The organism is Roseburia sp. OM03-7AC, from assembly GCF_003462625.1.
Taxonomy (GTDB): Bacteria; Bacillota; Clostridia; order Lachnospirales; family Lachnospiraceae; genus Roseburia_C; species Roseburia_C amylophila.
Genome location: NZ_QTZJ01000005.1, coordinates 121,254 through 137,138 on the forward strand (window position 1 = coordinate 121,254; position 15,885 = coordinate 137,138).

Here is a 15,885-nt window from a genome sequence, read left to right on the forward strand (position 1 = left end):
TTATGCGTTATGATATTCTATCTCCGCTTTCTTGTCTTCTACCGTTTCTTTTGTAATGGTGCATTTTACAATACTCTCATCAGAAGGGATCTGATACATTAAATCCATCATGGTATCTTCCATAATTGCACGAAGTCCACGGGCACCGGTCTTACGGGCTAAGGATTTCTCTGCAATTGCTTCTACTGCATCATCTTCAAATTCCAGCTCTACGCCGTCAATTTCAAACAGCTTCTTATACTGCTTAATCAGGGAATTCTTCGGCTCCTTTAAGATACGGATTAACGCTTCCTTATCCAGCTGCTCTAAGGATACATTTACCGGAACACGTCCGATAAACTCCGGAATCAGACCGAATTTAATAAAATCTCCCGGCAGTACCTGCTTTAAGACTTCGCTCAGATTACGCTCGGTACGGTCTGCAATATCTGCGTTAAAGCCGATGGATTTCTGATCCATACGCTGCTCGATAATCTTCTCTAATCCATCAAATGCTCCACCACAGATAAATAAAATATTCGTAGTATCAATCTGGATTAATTCCTGCTGTGGATGCTTTCTTCCACCCTGTGGTGGAACGGAAGCCACAGTTCCCTCTAAGATTTTTAATAATGCCTGCTGTACACCTTCACCGGACACATCTCTGGTAATGGATACATTTTCGGATTTCTTCGTAATCTTATCAATCTCATCGATGTAAATAATACCGCACTGGGCGCGCTCGATATTGTAATCTGCTGCCTGAATCAGTTTCAGAAGGATATTCTCTACGTCTTCACCGACATAGCCTGCTTCTGTTAATGTGGTGGCATCTGCAATGGCAAACGGTACATTTAAGACTCTTGCCAGTGTCTGTGCCAGAAGGGTCTTACCGGAACCGGTCGGTCCTAACATCAGAATGTTACTCTTCTGCAATTCCACATCATTCATATCTACATCAGAAGTAATTCTTTTATAGTGATTATATACGGCTACAGAGAGGACTTTTTTGGCTTCGTCCTGACCGATTACATATTCATCTAAAAATTTCTTCATCTCTTCCGGTTTAATCAGGTTGATTTCTTCTAAATCTTCCTTTCCTTTTCCGGAAATCTCCTCATCTTCGAATTCCTCCTCTATGATTTCTGCACAAATGTCCACGCATTCATCACAGATATATGCACCGTTTGGTCCTGCAATCAGCTTGCGTACCTGATCCTGTGATTTTCCGCAAAAGGAACATCTGATTTTGTCCTCGCTATTTCTTCCTGCCATCTTTCCACCTCGATTATTTCCATTTATCTTTTCTAAATCCTTCGTAAAAAAGGTAAAGGCTGCCCGTAGTCGAATTCCGCATATGTGCTTCGGATAATCCGCCCAGAGACAGCCTCTTTCTTATTTCTCTTATCTTGCTGTAATTACACCGTCAATCAGGCCATACTCCTTTGCCTCTTCTGCGGACATATAATAGTCACGCTCTGTATCTGCGGCAATTACATCATATGGCTTTCCGGTATTTGCAGCTAAAATCTCGTTCAAACGTTTCTTGGTCTTTAAGATATTCTCTGCTGCAATCTGAATCTCAGTTGCCTGTCCTTTTGCTCCACCGGAAGGCTGATGTATCATAATCTCTGCATTTGGTAATGCAAATCTCTTTCCTTTTGTTCCACCGGACAACAGGAATGCACCCATGCTGGCTGCAAGTCCGATACAAATTGTAGATACATCACATTTGATATACTGCATGGTATCATAAATTGCCAATCCGCCTGTTACAATTCCACCCGGAGAATTGATGTATAACTGAATGTCTTTTCCCGGATCTTCGGACTCTAAGAATAAAAGCTGTGCCACTACCAGACTGGCTGTGGTCTCATTTACCTCTTCACCAAGGAAAATAATTCTATCCTTTAATAATCTGGAGTATATGTCGTAACTACGCTCTCCTCTGCTGGTCTGTTCAATGACATAAGGTACTAAACTCATATGATAACCTCCATTTCTACCATACATTCTGCTGCAACTTTATCTCTGGTTCAAGTGGTTTGCGTAAAACAGACCGACCTGATTCCAAGTCAGTCTGTCTCTTTACGTGCTTCTCTTATGCTTCTGCGTTAGCTGCTGCTTCTGCTTCTTTTTCTTTTTTAGTCTTAGCTTTTGCTCTTTCTTTTACATTGTCCATGATGAACTGAACTGCTTTTTCAATTGCAATATCACGTTTCATGGATTCTTTCTCGTCATCGCCAACATACTCTTTGAGCTTATCCGCTTCCATTCCGTATGCTTTTGCCATCTTCTCGATTTCAGCATTTACATCATCTTCTGTAATCTCGAAGTTTTCTTCTTTTGCAATCTGTTCTAATACTAAGCTGCTCTGGATTCTTGTTAATGCTTCCGGACGAACCTGCTCTTTCATCTTGTCCATAGTCATTCCAGAGAACTGCATATACTGGTCAAAGCTTAATCCCTGCTGGGCAAGTCTCTGAGCGAATTCCTGAATCATATTCTGTACCTGGGATTCAATCATTGCATCCGGGATTTCCATCTCAGATTTTTCGATAATCTTCTTGATTGCTTCATCCTCTTTGGTACGTTTTGCATTGTTCTCTTTGGTCTCTTCTAAGTTCTTCTTCACGCTCTCTTTGTATTCTTCTAAAGTTTCGAATTCAGAAACATCAGATGCGAACTCATCGTTTAACTCTGGAAGTTCTTTTGTCTTAATCTCGTTAATCTTAACTTTGAATACTGCTGGTTTTCCAGCTAAGTCTTCTGCATGATATTCCTTCGGGAATGTAACGTTTACTTCTACCTCATCGCCAGTGTTCTTTCCTACTAACTGATCTTCAAATGTATCGATGAAGGAATGGGAACCGATCTCTAATGGATGATTCTCTCCTTTTCCACCTTCAAATGCGACACCGTCTACGAATCCTTCGTAGTCGATAACTGCTGTATCACCTTCTGCAACAGGTCTGTCTGTTACAGTTACAGTTCTTGCATTGTTATTTCTTTCTCTCTCTAATGCTTCTGCAACTTCTTCATCAGATACGGATGTGTCAATCTTTGTTACAGTTACACCATTATATTTGCCAAGTTTAACTTCTGGTCTCTTTGCAACTTCTGCTGTGAAGATGAATGGTTTTCCTTTTTCTAACTGAACCACATCAACAGTTGGCTGGGAAACGATATCTACACCGCTCTCATCGATTGCTGCCGGATAAGCTTCCTGCATCATGATATTTGCAGCATCTTCATAGAAGATTTCCGGACCATACATTTTCTCTACCATAGCCATTGGAACTTTTCCTTTACGGAATCCAGGGATGCTGATTTTGTTTTTCTGCTTATTGTATGCAGCTTTCAAAGCCTCTGCCACTTTATCTTCTGCCACTTCAATTGTAAGCTTTACCATATTTTTCTCTAAATTTTCAACCTGTACACTCATTCTTGTTTCTTCCTCCTTATAACTATATATAAAATATACATGTACAAATATTTTCTTATCTTACGACTGCTCCCCTAAAAATAGGCATACTTAGAGCTACTAACAGTCATTTAGAGATTATAACACACCGTTTGTAAAATTACTAGCTTTTTTTTCGGTACAAGATTTCAATTGGTGACAGTCATGTAAAAAGCCCCCGGGAAATGCACTTTCGCGCTTTTCCCGAAGGCTTTTTGTCTTTCTTCTTATTTAGACATCTGCTCTTCCTGTCTCATGATCATTTTCTTAACCATTTCTCCACCGATAGAGCCAGCCTGTCTGGATGTCAGGTCACCGTTGTATCCCTCTTTTAAAGGTACTCCGATTTCAGATGCAACCTCCTGTTTAAAACGGTGCATTGCCTCTTTTGCCTGTGGCACTGCCATCTGGTTACTTGAATTAGAACTGTTTGTTCCGCTCATTTGTTTCTACCTCCATAGTTTCTTCTCTTTGTTATCTATTTTCAGATAAGCTTTTGTTAGTTGCTTATCCTGTTTTTAGTATGGCTTCCAGAGAATAAATTATGTTGGTAAGTTCTGGTTATTTTTATTTAAAATACATGATATTTGCTTCCATCGCATCAATATCTGCCTGTGGATCCAGCCACTTTACAATAGCCATGGCAAATTCAATGGCTGTTCCCATGCCCCGGCTGGTAACGATGTTGCCATCTACTGCAACTTTTTCTGCTCCGACCCTGGCTCCAAGAAGCTTTTCTTCAAAACCCGGATAGCTGACTGCATGTTTACCCTCTAATATTCCATTCTCACCCAATACGCTTGGTGCAGCACAGATTGCTGCAGTAAGTTTGCCGCCTGCAGCATAAGATGTAATCACTTTCTTTACAATTTCATGCTTTCCGAGATTTAAGGTTCCAGGCATTCCGCCCGGCAGTACAATTCCATCATAGCTGTCAAAATCAGCTTCCTCTGCCAGTACATCTGCTGCAAACGTAATTCCGTGGGCTCCTGCCACTTCTTTCTTTCCGGTAATGGAAATCATATCAATCGCAATTCCTGCTCTGCGTACCACATCCACTACGGTAAGTCCTTCAATCTCTTCACAGCCATCCGCCATAAAAATTCCGATTTTCTTCATGTTATCTTCCTCCTGTTTTCTATTCTCTTCTGATATTACATTTTCTGATATTAAATTTTCTAACACGAAATTTTTCAATGCTGTCTCTTATGTTAGCATGGTTACTGCGCTTTTTCAATTCCATGGTTGCAGTGGATTTTAAAATATTTTACAATAAATGTATCATTATTTTCCTGACTATATGGAGGCTATTATGGAAATTGAACGTAAATATTTAATTGATGAGATTCCTTTTGATTTAAAAGACTATTCCTGCAAAGTCATTGAGCAGGGGTATCTCAATACGGACCCTGTAGTGCGGGTGCGCCGCTCCAATGACAAATATATTCTTACTTACAAAGGCTCCGGTCTTATGGTGCGGGAAGAATATAATCTTCCTCTGAATGAAGAGGCTTACCGGCATCTGATTCAAAAAGCAGATGGTATTATCATTTCCAAGAAGCGCTATCTGATTCCATTGACTGGCAGGCTGACCATTGAGCTTGATATTTTCGAAGGAGACCTTGCTCCGTTAAAATTAGCCGAAGTGGAATTTGAAACAAAAGAAGAAGCTGAATCCTTCCTTCCACCGAAGTGGTTTGGGAAAGATGTCACCTTCTCCTCTGATTATCACAACAGCACTTTGAGTCGTGTGGGACTGCCTACCTAAGGCGGGTAGTCTCATAACGGCACATGGTTGCCACGCACTGCTTTAACTGTATATAACGGCCGGTTAAATCTCCTTCCGGAATCACCACATCCAATACTACGGAAAAATCATTAATCAGACGGTCTGTAATATCATTTTCCATCTCATTTAAAATCTTATATTTCTCCTCATAAGTATCTGCATCTAAGAAACGCAGCAGGAACGGATTCGCCTGTTCTTCGGATTCTGAAGTTTCCTGCGGCTGGGCTGTTGCCTGCGGCTGTGTTGTCTCCTGACTAACCTTTACCGCTTCCTGTGGAGTTGCTTCTTCCTGCAGTTTTACTTTTTCAAATCTGTATTTCTGCTCTGCTGCCGGATATTTCTCATGATCAACTTCGCTTACAAACATGGCAAGCGGTCTTGCATATACTTTATAAGCTCCGTAAAGTGCCTGATAAATCACCAGTTCTTCTCTTGTTTCGCTGTGTGTTGCTATGGCTACAATCTGATATAATTTTCCTTTAAAATGTCTGTAAATCTCCCCGGTTGCCGGTCTTCTGTCTTCCATTGCTGTCATCCTCCACTTATCTATGCTCTTTACTGTAATTCAAAACGGTTTAACATTTCAATTCCTTCTGCCACAAAATCTCTTTCAAAATTCAGATTGCCGCTGAAGCCAGTTACCATCAGCTCCTGCACTTTCTTCATATTATCACTTTGTGGAATATCATAAGTAAATTCCATCGGTTCTATTACTTCCATGGCAGACATTTCCTCTGCCGCTGCAGACTGATATTTTTCCGCCAGCCGGTTCTTTAACTGCTGCTGTGCCTGCTGTCTGTTCATCTGCGGATCAGGTGCCTGCTGATACATGGGATGCGGCTGGACTGGTGCCTGCTGATATGCCCGTTGTGGCTGGTTCATGGTCTGCTGATATGTATGCTGCTGGTTTGGCACCTGCTGATATGTACGCTGCGGCTGGTTCATCTGTGGACGATATATCTGCTGTGGCGGCCGCCCCATAGCCGGATTATTTCCACGCCTGTTTTGATTATTGCTTTGCTTTACACTCTGGGACAAAGCAACATATATGATAATAATGATAAATACAACAAAAAGTCCCATATAAAAACCTTCCTTTTTCTTTCCGAGTTTTTCTTTTCAAGTTTATCCTATTACTTTATTATACTCAAACAAACCAGCTAAGACAACAACTCATTCTATAATTTTTTCTTGCTGTCAGACTGTCTTTTCGTTGCTTTGACACAATCACAGGACTGTCTGTCGAGTACGGATGCAGATAAAGCCTGCAAAGGACACTACCTTTCTCCATTTGGCAATGGACAAAACGGAGTAGAATTACTATAATAGATAAATAAGAGTTATCGAAAATTATTTAAATCAGGAATAGGAATTTTATTATGTTTGGGAAATTTGAAAAACGTATGTCCGGTACACAGATGATAGCGCTTGGTTTTCTATTGCTCATCTTTATCGGAACCATACTTCTGATGCTTCCGGTTTCCAGCCGGAATGGTGAATGGACTCCATTTATAACTGCCCTTTTCACCTCAACCAGTGCTACCTGTGTAACCGGACTGGTTCTGGTTGACACCTTTACCCACTGGAGCATTTTCGGACAGCTTGTTTTATTAGTTCTGATTCAGATTGGTGGTCTTGGTTTTATCACCATTGGTATTACTGTTTCTTTGATGTTACGCAAGAAAATCGGGCTGAAACAGCGTGGTCTTATTAAAGAAAGTTTAAACACCCTTGAAATCGGCGGTGTCGTGCGGCTTGTCCGCCGTGTCATCGGAGGCACATTTCTTTTTGAAATGTCAGGTGCATTCATTCTTACACTGCGTTTTCTGAAAGACATGGATGTTTTACATGCCATCTATTATGGTATCTTCCATTCTATTTCAGCTTTTTGTAATGCAGGATTCGATTTAATGGGGCGTTACAGTCCATTTTCATCCATTACCAGATTCTACAATGATCCTGTAGTAATTCTTACCATCAGTGCCCTGATCCTGATTGGTGGTATCGGTTTCTTTGTATGGAATGACCTTAGGGAACACGGGCTGCATTGCCACCACTATGCTCTGCAGACCAAAATGGTTTTAAGTGCTACTGCAGTCTGCCTCTTTGGCGGCACGCTGCTCTTTTATCTTTTTGAGCATAACCGCTTATTTGCCGGTATGAGTTTCGGAGAACAGCTTTTGAATTCTTTCTTCTGTACTGTTACCCCACGAACTGCCGGTTTTAACGCTGTTGATAATGGTGCGTTAAGCGAAAGCAGTAAATTTCTTTCTATTGTATTTATGTTTATCGGTGGTGCCCCGGGTTCTACCGCCGGCGGTGTAAAGGTTACAACCATATTTGTTCTATTGTTATCCGTACGTTCCACCTTAACCCGTACTACCGGAACAAATATTTTCGGACGCAGACTGGAAGAATCTGTTATCACCAAATCAGTCGTCGTCCTTATGTTCCAATTGACGCTGGCACTCAGCGCCACACTGGCAATTACTGCTATTTCCGGTTATCCAGTCATTGATGTGGCTTTTGAAGCATTTTCAGCTCTTGACACTGTCGGAATGTCAACCGGTATTACAAGCAGCCTTAGTACCAGCTGTCATATCATTCTAATTCTGTTAATGTATTTAGGACGACTGGGAAGCCTTTCCTTTGCCTTATCATTTACGGATAAGAAAAGGATTGCGCATGTGATGCAGCCGGTAGAAAAAATCAATGTCGGTTAATATCAAATATCTTGATTATACTAGGAGGATTCTATGAAATCATTTTTAATTATTGGACTGGGCCGATTTGGCACTCACCTTTGCAAAGACTTATCCAAACTGGATAATGAGATTATGGTTGTGGACGAGAATGAAGCCGTAATGGAAGATGTTCTCTCTTTTGTCACCAGTGCAAAAATTGGCGACTGCACCAATGAAAAAGTACTTGCCACTTTAGGTGTTGGCAATTTTGACGTCTGCTTTGTCTGTATCGGAAGTAATTTCCAGAGCAGCTTAGAGATTACAAGCCTGCTTAAGGAAATGGGTGCCAGATATGTCGTCAGCAAAGCAAACCGTGATATTCATGCCAAATTTCTGCTGCGGAACGGTGCTGACGAAGTTATCTACCCTGACCGGGATATCGCTGAAAAAACTGCAGTCCGTTTCTCTGCCGACCAGGTCTTTGACTACTTTGAATTAGGCGGTGGCTTCTCCATTTATGAGATTCCGCCATTACCAGAATGGATTGGAAAGAGTATTAAGGATCTAAATTTCCGTGCCTGCTATCATGCCAATATCATCGGTATTAAAACAGATGGTGTCATGAGCCTGCTGCCGGATGCCAATTATATTTTTAAAGACACGGACCATCTGATGATATTAGGCCACAGAAATGACATCGATAAAATTTTAAAGAAACTGTAAAACTACAGAAAACATGCTTTACAAGTCCAGCGTTTTCCCACTACCCGCATAAGCATTGAAAGAAGAGGTATCCGATGCCCGAATCATCAGATACCTCTTCTTTCTCATATTCTGCTACAATATTGTTCCTAAGGCTCCTCTGCCTCACTGATTTCTAAATATGCTTTTACAACCTGTACCAGCTTCTCATAACTTAAGGATGTAGTGTCCAGACAGAAATCGTAATTTCTGGCATCGTTCCACTCCCTGCCGGTATAGTATTTGTAATAATCTGCGCGATACTTATCAATGGTGTCTATCTTCTTTTCAATATCCTTCTTAGTTCCACCATTCTGCTGCATGACACGTTCAATGCAGTCCTTACGCGGTGCGTAGAAAAACAGACTCTTTACATAATCACAATCTTTTAAAACATAATCCGCACAACGTCCGATAATAATACAGGACTCTTCTTTGGCTACCTCACGGATAATTTTCGCCTGATAGTTAAAGAGATTGTCGTTGGATACAAACTCATCACTATCCGGTGGAAGCACTTCCCCATGATATGCTTTCTTCGCAATACGAAACAGTGGCATCTTACGCAGTTTCTCATCTGCCTCTCCAAACAATGCCTCATTGATTCCGCTTTCATCAGAAGCCATTCTTATTAACTCACGGTCATAGCAATGAATTCCAAGTTCTTCTGCCAGCTTCTTACCCAGCGTTCTTCCGCCGCTTCCATAACTTCTTGCAATGGTTATTACCGTATGTTTCATATTTAACACCTACTCTCCTAAATATGCCTTTTTAATAGACTCATTATTCATAAGCTCTTTGGCATCACCGCTCAATACAATTTTACCTGTTTCCAGTACATATGCACGGTCTGCAATCGATAATGCTTTCTTTGCATTCTGTTCTACCAGTAGAACAGTTGTACCGGATGCAGATATTTCTTTGATAATGTTAAAAATCTCTTCTACAAAGATTGGAGACAATCCCATGGACGGCTCATCCATAAGGATGATCCTCGGCTTACTCATCAACGCCCGGCCCATGGCAAGCATCTGCTGTTCGCCACCACTTAAGGTTCCAGCCAGCTGATTCTTACGTTCCTTTAATCTTGGAAAGCTCTTGTATACACGCTCTAAAGACTCTGCAATTTCCTGCTTATCTTTTCTGGTATATGCACCCAGCTTTAAGTTCTCATATACAGAAAGCTCTGCAAATACACGTCTTCCTTCCGGAACATGTGCCATTCCCATGGATACAATCTTGTGTCCCGGAACCTTGGTGATATCTGTTCCTTCAAAAAGAATGCTTCCCTTTTTGGCACTGAGCATCCCGGTGATTGTCTGCAGTGTAGTTGTCTTACCTGCACCATTGGCTCCGATTAATGCAATGACTTCTCCTTCATTGACATCAAAGGAAATCCCTTTAATTGCCTGAATCACGCCGTAATATACTTCCAAATCTTTTATTTCAAGCATTGCCATTTTATCATCCCTCCTATTCGCCCAGATATGCCTTGATAACCTGTGGATTATTCAATACGTCACTGGTATTTCCGCTTGCCAGTACCTGGCCGAAGTTCAATACAGTCAGTTTCTCACAGATACCGGATACCAGTTTCATATCATGTTCAATCAGAAGAATGGTCATATCAAATTCATCCCTTACAAAGCGGATGGTATCCATTAATTCTTTGGTTTCATTTGGGTTCATGCCGGCTGCCGGCTCATCTAAAAGCAGAAGTTTTGGTTCAGTTGCCAGTGCTCTTGCAATCTCCAGTTTACGCTGTTTACCATACGGAAGATTGGATGCCAGATAATCTGCTTCATCCTCAAGACCAAATACCTTTAACAGCTCCATTGCCTTTTCATTCATCTCTGCTTCTACTTTAAAATACTTCGGAAGTCTTAGAATTCCGGTTAAAGTAGAATAAGTATGATGATTATGCAGTCCGACTTTTACATTATCCAGCACGGACTGGTCTTTAAAAAGGCGGATATTCTGGAAGGTTCTTGCAATTCCGGCTTTATTAATATCTATGGTTTTCTTTCCGGTAATATCTTTTCCATCCAGTACAATGCTTCCATCATCCGGTTTGTATACACCGGTAAGCATATTAAATACGGTTGTTTTACCTGCACCGTTCGGTCCAATCAGTCCGTATAACTGACCTTTTTCAATCTGCATTTCAAATCCATCTACCGCCCGGAGTCCACCGAAGGAAATTCCAAGATTCTTTACTTCTAACATTGCCATCTTATTGTACCTCCTTCGTTTTCTTTGCAAATAAATTCTTCAAAGAATGTGTCTGTCTCCAGGTAATTGCTGCCGGTGCCCAGTTAAAGAGCATCATTGCAATCAGAACTACCGCATAAATCAGCATACGGTAATCACGCAGTCCACGCAATACTTCCGGAAGCATGGTCAGTACTACGGCTGCAATAATGGAACCACGGAAGCTTCCCATTCCACCGAGTACGACAAATACCAGAATCATGATGGACATATTGTATCCAAAGTTTGCCGGCTGGGCAATCAGGCTGGAAAGGTTATGTGCATAAAGCACTCCGCCTGCTCCCGCGATTGCTGCAGAAATGGTAAATGCCATCAGTTTAAACTTTGTAATATTAATGCCAACGGATTCTGCTGCAATACGGTTATCACGGATTGCCATGATGGCACGGCCGCTTCTGGAATTAACCAGATTAAATACTACAAACAATGCAACCAGAATCAAAATAACACCGATTAAGAAAGTAGACTGTCTTGGTGTTCCGGTGATTCCCTTTGCACCATCGATAATCATTTCTCCGGTTCCCGACATATTAAGAGACTTGCTGTCATTGATTGCAAAATGCAGACCGTTTTCATCTTTGCCTACATAAAGAACATTGATGACATTCTTGATAATCTCTCCAAATGCCAGGGTTACGATTGCAAGGTAATCGCCTCTTAAACGAAGTACCGGAATTCCGATTAAGAATCCAAAGAATGCTGCAACAGCAGTTCCGATTAATAAAGCGATGATAAAACGCAGGGTTGGATTCATCGGTGAATTTTCCATGCATCGGGTAAAGAAAGCACTGGAAAATGCGCCGACACACATAAAGCCTGCATGACCAAGACTTAATTCACCCAGATAGCCTACACAGAGGTTCAATCCGATTGCAACGATAGAATAAGTACAAAGTGGTACCAAAAGTCCCTGCATCAGACTGGACATGCTTCCAGTTGCTACCAGAATCTGTACTACGGCAAAAATGACGATTACCATAGCATATGTAATCAAATTACTCTTTGTTGTCTTCTTCATTGTTTTTAAATTCATTTTACTCATTTCTGCCACCTACACTTTCTCATGGATTGGCTTACCAAGAATACCGGTAGGCTTAACCAATAACACGATAATCAATACGGCAAAAACGATAGCATCGGAAAGCTGTGAAGAAATATAAGCTTTTCCTAAGATTTCGATAATACCAAGAAGAATTCCTCCGATAAATGCTCCCGGAATGGAACCGATTCCACCAAATACAGCTGCAGTAAATGCTTTAATACCAGGCATAGATCCGGTATATGGAGTCAGTGTCGGATATGCTGAACACAATAACACACCTGCAATTGCTGCAAGTCCGGAACCAATTGCGAAAGTAAGTGAAATTGTCCCGTTTACATTTACCCCCATAAGCTGTGCTGCATCCTTATCCTCGGATACTGCCAGCATTGCCTGTCCTGCTTTTGTCTTTTTAATAAAAATCATCAGGCCAATCATGATAACAATACATGCCAGGACTGCCACTACCGTAACACCGGTTATGGTAATTCCGCCAATCTTGATATTCTGCAATGGAACCACAGAACTAAAGGATTTGGTATCTGCGCCAAATATCAGTAATGCAATATTCTGCAGCAAATAGCTGACACCAATTGCGGTAATCAATACTGCCAGTGGAGATGCCTTACGCAAAGGCTTATATGCCACTTTTTCAATTATCACGCCAAGCACAGTGCAGACTACAACTGCAAGGATTACGCTCAAAAGCGGGTTCATGTTCATGCCGCTCATTGTCATAAATACGACATAGCAGCCAATCATGATAACATCACCATGGGCAAAATTCAGCATCTTAGCAATTCCATACACCATGGTGTAACCCAGTGCAATGATTGCATAGATGCTGCCAAGGCTGATACCGTTGATTAAATACGTTATGAATCTCATAACAACACCTCTTGCTTTCTCTTAGAATATATACCTCTATAATACATAAAAGGGGCTGCCATTGGCAACCCCTCTTTGGCTTATCTGATAAAATACATTACATTCCTACGTATTCACCATTCTGAATTACAACCGCTTTAGGATCTTTGTTTACTTCACCAGTTGCTGACCATGTCATTCCGCTACCTGTTGCACCATCAATGTTGACTTTTGTAATTGCGTCTTTCAATAAATCACAAATATCAGAAGCACTCATATCCGGTGTTGCATTTGCTTCTTCCAATGCTGCTTTGATTGCATAAATTGCATCATAAGCATCCGCTGCAAACTGGTTTGGTGTATCTTTATATTTCTCTTCATATTTAGAAACGAAGTTTGCAGTTTTTTCATCTTTCGAATCTGCTGCAAACGGTGTTAATAACATAAGTCCTTCTGCTAAAGAAGTATCAAAGTTCTTAACACCTAAGATTCCGTCCATACCGTCGCATCCGAAGAATGTCGGTGCATATCCCATAGAATCTGCCTGGGTTAAGATAATAGATGCTTCTGTATAGTAGATTGGAAGGAATACCAAATCTGCTTCTGCATCTTTTGCTTTCTGTAACTGTGTAGAAAAATCTGTCTTGGAATCTGCAGTAAATGCTTCTTCTGCAACTACCTCAAAGTTCTGGTTTGCTGCTTCTTCTACGAATTTTGCTTCGATACCTGATGAATAGATATCTGAACTATTGTAAATAATTGCCACTTTCTTGGCAAGGTTATTCTCACCAATATACTGTGCGGATTTTGTTCCCTGTGCAGGGTCTGTAAAGCATACCTGGAATACATTGTCGTTCTTGATTACATCTGTAGATGATGCAGATGGTGTAATCTGGAACATATTATCTGCTGCAGTTAAATCTGCCACAGATACACAAGGACCTGTTGTAACAGTTCCCATTAATACCTGCATACCCCAGTCTTTTAAGGTGTTGTATGCGTTTGCTGCTTTTTCAGGGTCTCCCTGATCATCCTGGAAATTATATTCAATCTGATGACCGTTAATTCCACCGGCTTCATTAATCTCATCGACAGCAATCTGTGCACCGTTCTGAACGGCTGTTCCGTAAATTGCTGCATCACCGGTAACCGGTCCAATTCCTCCGATATAGAATGCATCTTCATTTTTTGCTTCTTTTGAGCCACAACCTGCAAGGCATCCAACTGCCATCGCTGCGACCAGTATTACACTGACTATTTTTTTCTTCATAATAGTTCCTCCTTTAACTCCTAGGTTTCATGTGCCTTATCTTACTACATGAAAATTTGAAAAGCAATACTCATTTTCCCTGCTACTCCTTGATTTTTCTAGGTTTTTCATATGCTTTGCCGCGTTAAAGTGCTAAAGGTGCATTGATTTTACTAGGTTGATTTATTTTAATATATAACCATAGGTTATATATCGCATTCCAAACCGGTATAGTTTAAAACTGCTCATAAATAAACGCCGGTGCTGCAGAATCCTTTGCCAGCATAAAATGCATCCATAGAATCATCAGCAGCAGGTAAAAGAAAATCACTTTACCAAGAAATACTGCCTTCTCATTCTGTCTTATCTTTCCGATAAAATTCATAAATCGCTTCATTTAAATCTACCAGTCCTTTCAATGCTGGATGGGAATTATCCTCAAAGTAATACTCCGTATATTCATTTCCACTTAAATCGGCACACTGCACACCATAATCTTCTGCTATGCATCTTATCTTTTCATAAAATGTGCTCCGCTCTTCTGCCGTCAGCTCCGTATAATCATACCAGTATCCATTAAAGGGAAGGATTACTACCAAAGGCTCGATTCCCTCCTCCCTGCAAATTGACAGAAAACATTCCAAATCCGAAAATTCCATGGAATCTAAGGTGTACTTCGGATTCTTATGTTTTCCATTGGCAATCAGCGTCTGGTACGTTCCTTTATATACACTGTCAAACATGCCATAGTCGTTGCCATCCGAAAGCTTATGTCCTTCTGTTTCAGCTTCCTTTCGAAGCTGCTCCCAGGTAGCCTGTGACAGCTTTGCACCACTTTCCTTGCTCCTATGATTGCTGATTCCATCCATCAGTGCCTCTGCCATCACTTTATAATTATTCTTTTCTTCCAACAGTATCTTATGAAAATCTGCTTTTTTCTGCTCCAGCCAGCCTAGTTGTTCTGCTGTATTATCATCCTTCGGCTGATACCATTCCCGGTCCTTTTTTACTCTTTCTGACATGGTTTCATTATCTGCCATGATATTTTGCAGTCTGCCATTGATATAATCCTTGGTTTCCTGACTGATATCCGGATTTTCCAGCAATGCAATATATTCTTCTTCTGAAAAAGCAGCTTCAAACGCCGTGGATTTTACTCCATTTTCTTTAAACCACTGGGGCGAAACGATTAATACTGCCTTCTTATTGGCTGCCTGACTGCCCACCGCACCCAGTGTAATGGCATGGGTCAGGCTCTGATACCCTGCTTTTCCTACATAAATGGGATCCATATCCGCGCCATCAAAAATCGTATCTCCATGGAATCCACTGCCCTGTCCATGCCGCAGCTCCGAAGAGCCGAATATCAGCACTGCATTTTCATCGGCTGCCATCTTCTTTAATGTACTGCCGCTTTGGGATTTTGCATCACTGACCCAGGTGCCTGCTTTTCCCTCTGCCGAAAAACCTCTGCCGCTGTATAAATGCAGTCCCACTATCGTAAGTGCGCATAACAGCAGCGAAACTGCAAATGCTTTTATCGTTTTCATGCTTACTTCTCCTGTGCTTTTGCTTCTACCAGCGCGATAATTTTCTCCGGTGTATCCATATCCTCTCTTGTTACTTCCGATGGTGAAATTACAACACCAAGGTTATCCTCAAGTTCCACCAGAAGTTCTACAAAACTTAAGGAATCCAGTAAATCCTCTGCAAAAAGATTCATCGTAAGGTCTTCCCGGATGCTGTCATCCTCACATACTTTTTCAATAATATCCAAAATCTTTTCTTTCATCTTATAATCTC

General features: G+C 41.2%; 19 protein-coding genes. 3 read left to right on the forward strand and 16 right to left on the reverse strand.

Annotated elements, in window-relative coordinates; all coding sequences use genetic code 11:
• The 5 genes from clpX to DXB39_RS10910 all read right to left on the reverse strand — a co-directional run bounded on the left by clpX (position 1) and on the right by DXB39_RS10910 (position 4,561).
• Positions 1-1,254: an ATP-dependent Clp protease ATP-binding subunit ClpX gene (gene clpX, locus DXB39_RS10890; RefSeq protein ID WP_022243443.1), complete on the reverse strand. Its 1,254-nt coding sequence runs from the start codon at positions 1,252-1,254 to the stop codon at positions 1-3.
• Positions 1,255-1,383: 129 nt separating this feature from the next.
• Positions 1,384-1,965, reverse strand: a complete 582-nt coding sequence (gene clpP / locus DXB39_RS10895) for an ATP-dependent Clp endopeptidase proteolytic subunit ClpP (protein ID WP_022243444.1) — start codon at positions 1,963-1,965, stop codon at positions 1,384-1,386.
• A gap of 115 nt (positions 1,966-2,080) precedes the next feature.
• Positions 2,081-3,424 carry a trigger factor gene (tig, locus tag DXB39_RS10900; RefSeq protein WP_117841693.1) on the reverse strand — a complete coding sequence of 448 codons (1,344 nt, stop codon included), beginning with the start codon at positions 3,422-3,424 and terminating at the stop codon, positions 2,081-2,083.
• A gap of 245 nt (positions 3,425-3,669) precedes the next feature.
• The gene (locus tag DXB39_RS10905; RefSeq protein WP_022243446.1) at positions 3,670-3,885 is read right to left on the reverse strand and encodes an alpha/beta-type small acid-soluble spore protein; all 216 of its coding nucleotides are present in this window, start codon (positions 3,883-3,885) and stop codon (positions 3,670-3,672) included.
• Positions 3,886-4,009: 124 nt separating this feature from the next.
• The gene (locus DXB39_RS10910) at positions 4,010-4,561 is read right to left on the reverse strand and encodes a DJ-1 family glyoxalase III (protein ID WP_117841692.1); all 552 of its coding nucleotides are present in this window, start codon (positions 4,559-4,561) and stop codon (positions 4,010-4,012) included.
• 193 nt (positions 4,562-4,754) lie between these two features.
• Between DXB39_RS10910 and DXB39_RS10915 the strand changes: the two genes are divergently transcribed.
• The gene (locus DXB39_RS10915; protein ID WP_117698534.1) at positions 4,755-5,210 is read left to right on the forward strand and encodes a CYTH domain-containing protein; all 456 of its coding nucleotides are present in this window, start codon (positions 4,755-4,757) and stop codon (positions 5,208-5,210) included.
• Here DXB39_RS10915 and DXB39_RS10920 read toward each other — a convergent pair.
• Together DXB39_RS10920 and DXB39_RS10925 are read right to left on the reverse strand one after the other, a co-directional pair.
• The gene (locus DXB39_RS10920) at positions 5,203-5,757 is read right to left on the reverse strand and encodes a DUF1653 domain-containing protein (protein ID WP_117841691.1); all 555 of its coding nucleotides are present in this window, start codon (positions 5,755-5,757) and stop codon (positions 5,203-5,205) included. The two genes, DXB39_RS10915 and DXB39_RS10920, sit on opposite strands and share 8 nt — an antisense overlap.
• 29 nt (positions 5,758-5,786) lie before the next feature.
• Complete coding sequence (locus tag DXB39_RS10925; RefSeq protein ID WP_117841690.1) at positions 5,787-6,314, reverse strand: hypothetical protein; 528 nt, start codon at positions 6,312-6,314, stop codon at positions 5,787-5,789.
• A gap of 296 nt (positions 6,315-6,610) precedes the next feature.
• Here DXB39_RS10925 and DXB39_RS10930 point away from each other — a divergent pair, with 296 nt between their 5' ends.
• Positions 6,611-7,954 (forward strand): TrkH family potassium uptake protein, encoded by a 1,344-nt coding sequence (locus tag DXB39_RS10930; protein ID WP_117841689.1) that lies wholly within the window; start codon positions 6,611-6,613, stop codon positions 7,952-7,954.
• A gap of 33 nt (positions 7,955-7,987) precedes the next feature.
• The gene (locus DXB39_RS10935) at positions 7,988-8,638 is read left to right on the forward strand and encodes a potassium channel family protein (RefSeq protein WP_117698530.1); all 651 of its coding nucleotides are present in this window, start codon (positions 7,988-7,990) and stop codon (positions 8,636-8,638) included.
• Between the two features lie 128 nt (positions 8,639-8,766).
• Here the strand turns inward: DXB39_RS10935 and DXB39_RS10940 are convergent, their stop codons facing one another.
• From DXB39_RS10940 to dltC, 9 genes are all read right to left on the reverse strand, one after another.
• Positions 8,767-9,396 carry a cytidylate kinase-like family protein gene (locus tag DXB39_RS10940; protein WP_117841843.1) on the reverse strand — a complete coding sequence of 210 codons (630 nt, stop codon included), beginning with the start codon at positions 9,394-9,396 and terminating at the stop codon, positions 8,767-8,769.
• Positions 9,397-9,405: 9 nt separating this feature from the next.
• Positions 9,406-10,116 carry an ABC transporter ATP-binding protein gene (locus DXB39_RS10945; protein WP_117698529.1) on the reverse strand — a complete coding sequence of 237 codons (711 nt, stop codon included), beginning with the start codon at positions 10,114-10,116 and terminating at the stop codon, positions 9,406-9,408.
• Positions 10,117-10,129: 13 nt separating this feature from the next.
• Entirely contained in the window at positions 10,130-10,888 is a 759-nt protein-coding gene (locus tag DXB39_RS10950) for an ABC transporter ATP-binding protein (protein WP_022243456.1), read from the reverse strand.
• A 1-nt stretch (position 10,889) separates the two neighbouring features.
• Positions 10,890-11,969, reverse strand: a complete 1,080-nt coding sequence (locus tag DXB39_RS10955; RefSeq protein ID WP_117841842.1) for a branched-chain amino acid ABC transporter permease — start codon at positions 11,967-11,969, stop codon at positions 10,890-10,892.
• Positions 11,970-11,978: 9 nt separating this feature from the next.
• A complete protein-coding gene (locus DXB39_RS10960; RefSeq protein ID WP_022243458.1) occupies positions 11,979-12,854 on the reverse strand; it encodes a branched-chain amino acid ABC transporter permease in 876 nt (291 codons plus the stop codon).
• Between the two features lie 97 nt (positions 12,855-12,951).
• A complete protein-coding gene (locus tag DXB39_RS10965) occupies positions 12,952-14,103 on the reverse strand; it encodes an ABC transporter substrate-binding protein (RefSeq protein WP_117698526.1) in 1,152 nt (383 codons plus the stop codon).
• A 214-nt stretch (positions 14,104-14,317) separates the two neighbouring features.
• Positions 14,318-14,467 carry a teichoic acid D-Ala incorporation-associated protein DltX gene (locus DXB39_RS10970; RefSeq protein ID WP_117698525.1) on the reverse strand — a complete coding sequence of 50 codons (150 nt, stop codon included), beginning with the start codon at positions 14,465-14,467 and terminating at the stop codon, positions 14,318-14,320.
• The gene (gene dltD, locus DXB39_RS10975) at positions 14,436-15,632 is read right to left on the reverse strand and encodes a D-alanyl-lipoteichoic acid biosynthesis protein DltD (RefSeq protein WP_117841688.1); all 1,197 of its coding nucleotides are present in this window, start codon (positions 15,630-15,632) and stop codon (positions 14,436-14,438) included. Before dltD ends, DXB39_RS10970 begins: the two co-directional genes overlap by 32 nt.
• Positions 15,633-15,634: 2 nt before the next feature.
• The gene (dltC, locus tag DXB39_RS10980; RefSeq protein WP_022243461.1) at positions 15,635-15,874 is read right to left on the reverse strand and encodes a D-alanine--poly(phosphoribitol) ligase subunit DltC; all 240 of its coding nucleotides are present in this window, start codon (positions 15,872-15,874) and stop codon (positions 15,635-15,637) included.
• Positions 15,875-15,885: the final 11 nt, after the last annotated feature.

Excerpts from the sequence above, each read along its gene's own strand:
- clpX (WP_022243443.1), bottom strand. The coding sequence starts at position 1,254 with ATGGCAGGAAGAAATAGCGAGGACAAAATCAGATGTTCCTTTTGCGGA.
- clpP (WP_022243444.1), bottom strand. The coding sequence starts at position 1,965 with ATGAGTTTAGTACCTTATGTCATTGAACAGACCAGCAGAGGAGAGCGT.
- tig (WP_117841693.1), bottom strand. The coding sequence starts at position 3,424 with ATGAGTGTACAGGTTGAAAATTTAGAGAAAAATATGGTAAAGCTTACA.
- DXB39_RS10905 (WP_022243446.1), bottom strand. The coding sequence starts at position 3,885 with ATGAGCGGAACAAACAGTTCTAATTCAAGTAACCAGATGGCAGTGCCA.
- DXB39_RS10910 (WP_117841692.1), bottom strand. The coding sequence starts at position 4,561 with ATGAAGAAAATCGGAATTTTTATGGCGGATGGCTGTGAAGAGATTGAA.
- DXB39_RS10915 (WP_117698534.1), top strand. The coding sequence starts at position 4,755 with ATGGAAATTGAACGTAAATATTTAATTGATGAGATTCCTTTTGATTTA.
- DXB39_RS10920 (WP_117841691.1), bottom strand. The coding sequence starts at position 5,757 with ATGGAAGACAGAAGACCGGCAACCGGGGAGATTTACAGACATTTTAAA.
- DXB39_RS10925 (WP_117841690.1), bottom strand. The coding sequence starts at position 6,314 with ATGGGACTTTTTGTTGTATTTATCATTATTATCATATATGTTGCTTTG.
- DXB39_RS10930 (WP_117841689.1), top strand. The coding sequence starts at position 6,611 with ATGTTTGGGAAATTTGAAAAACGTATGTCCGGTACACAGATGATAGCG.
- DXB39_RS10935 (WP_117698530.1), top strand. The coding sequence starts at position 7,988 with ATGAAATCATTTTTAATTATTGGACTGGGCCGATTTGGCACTCACCTT.
- DXB39_RS10940 (WP_117841843.1), bottom strand. The coding sequence starts at position 9,396 with ATGAAACATACGGTAATAACCATTGCAAGAAGTTATGGAAGCGGCGGA.
- DXB39_RS10945 (WP_117698529.1), bottom strand. The coding sequence starts at position 10,116 with ATGGCAATGCTTGAAATAAAAGATTTGGAAGTATATTACGGCGTGATT.
- DXB39_RS10950 (WP_022243456.1), bottom strand. The coding sequence starts at position 10,888 with ATGGCAATGTTAGAAGTAAAGAATCTTGGAATTTCCTTCGGTGGACTC.
- DXB39_RS10955 (WP_117841842.1), bottom strand. The coding sequence starts at position 11,969 with ATGAGTAAAATGAATTTAAAAACAATGAAGAAGACAACAAAGAGTAAT.
- DXB39_RS10960 (WP_022243458.1), bottom strand. The coding sequence starts at position 12,854 with ATGAGATTCATAACGTATTTAATCAACGGTATCAGCCTTGGCAGCATC.
- DXB39_RS10965 (WP_117698526.1), bottom strand. The coding sequence starts at position 14,103 with ATGAAGAAAAAAATAGTCAGTGTAATACTGGTCGCAGCGATGGCAGTT.
- DXB39_RS10970 (WP_117698525.1), bottom strand. The coding sequence starts at position 14,467 with ATGAATTTTATCGGAAAGATAAGACAGAATGAGAAGGCAGTATTTCTT.
- dltD (WP_117841688.1), bottom strand. The coding sequence starts at position 15,632 with ATGAAAACGATAAAAGCATTTGCAGTTTCGCTGCTGTTATGCGCACTT.
- dltC (WP_022243461.1), bottom strand. The coding sequence starts at position 15,874 with ATGAAAGAAAAGATTTTGGATATTATTGAAAAAGTATGTGAGGATGAC.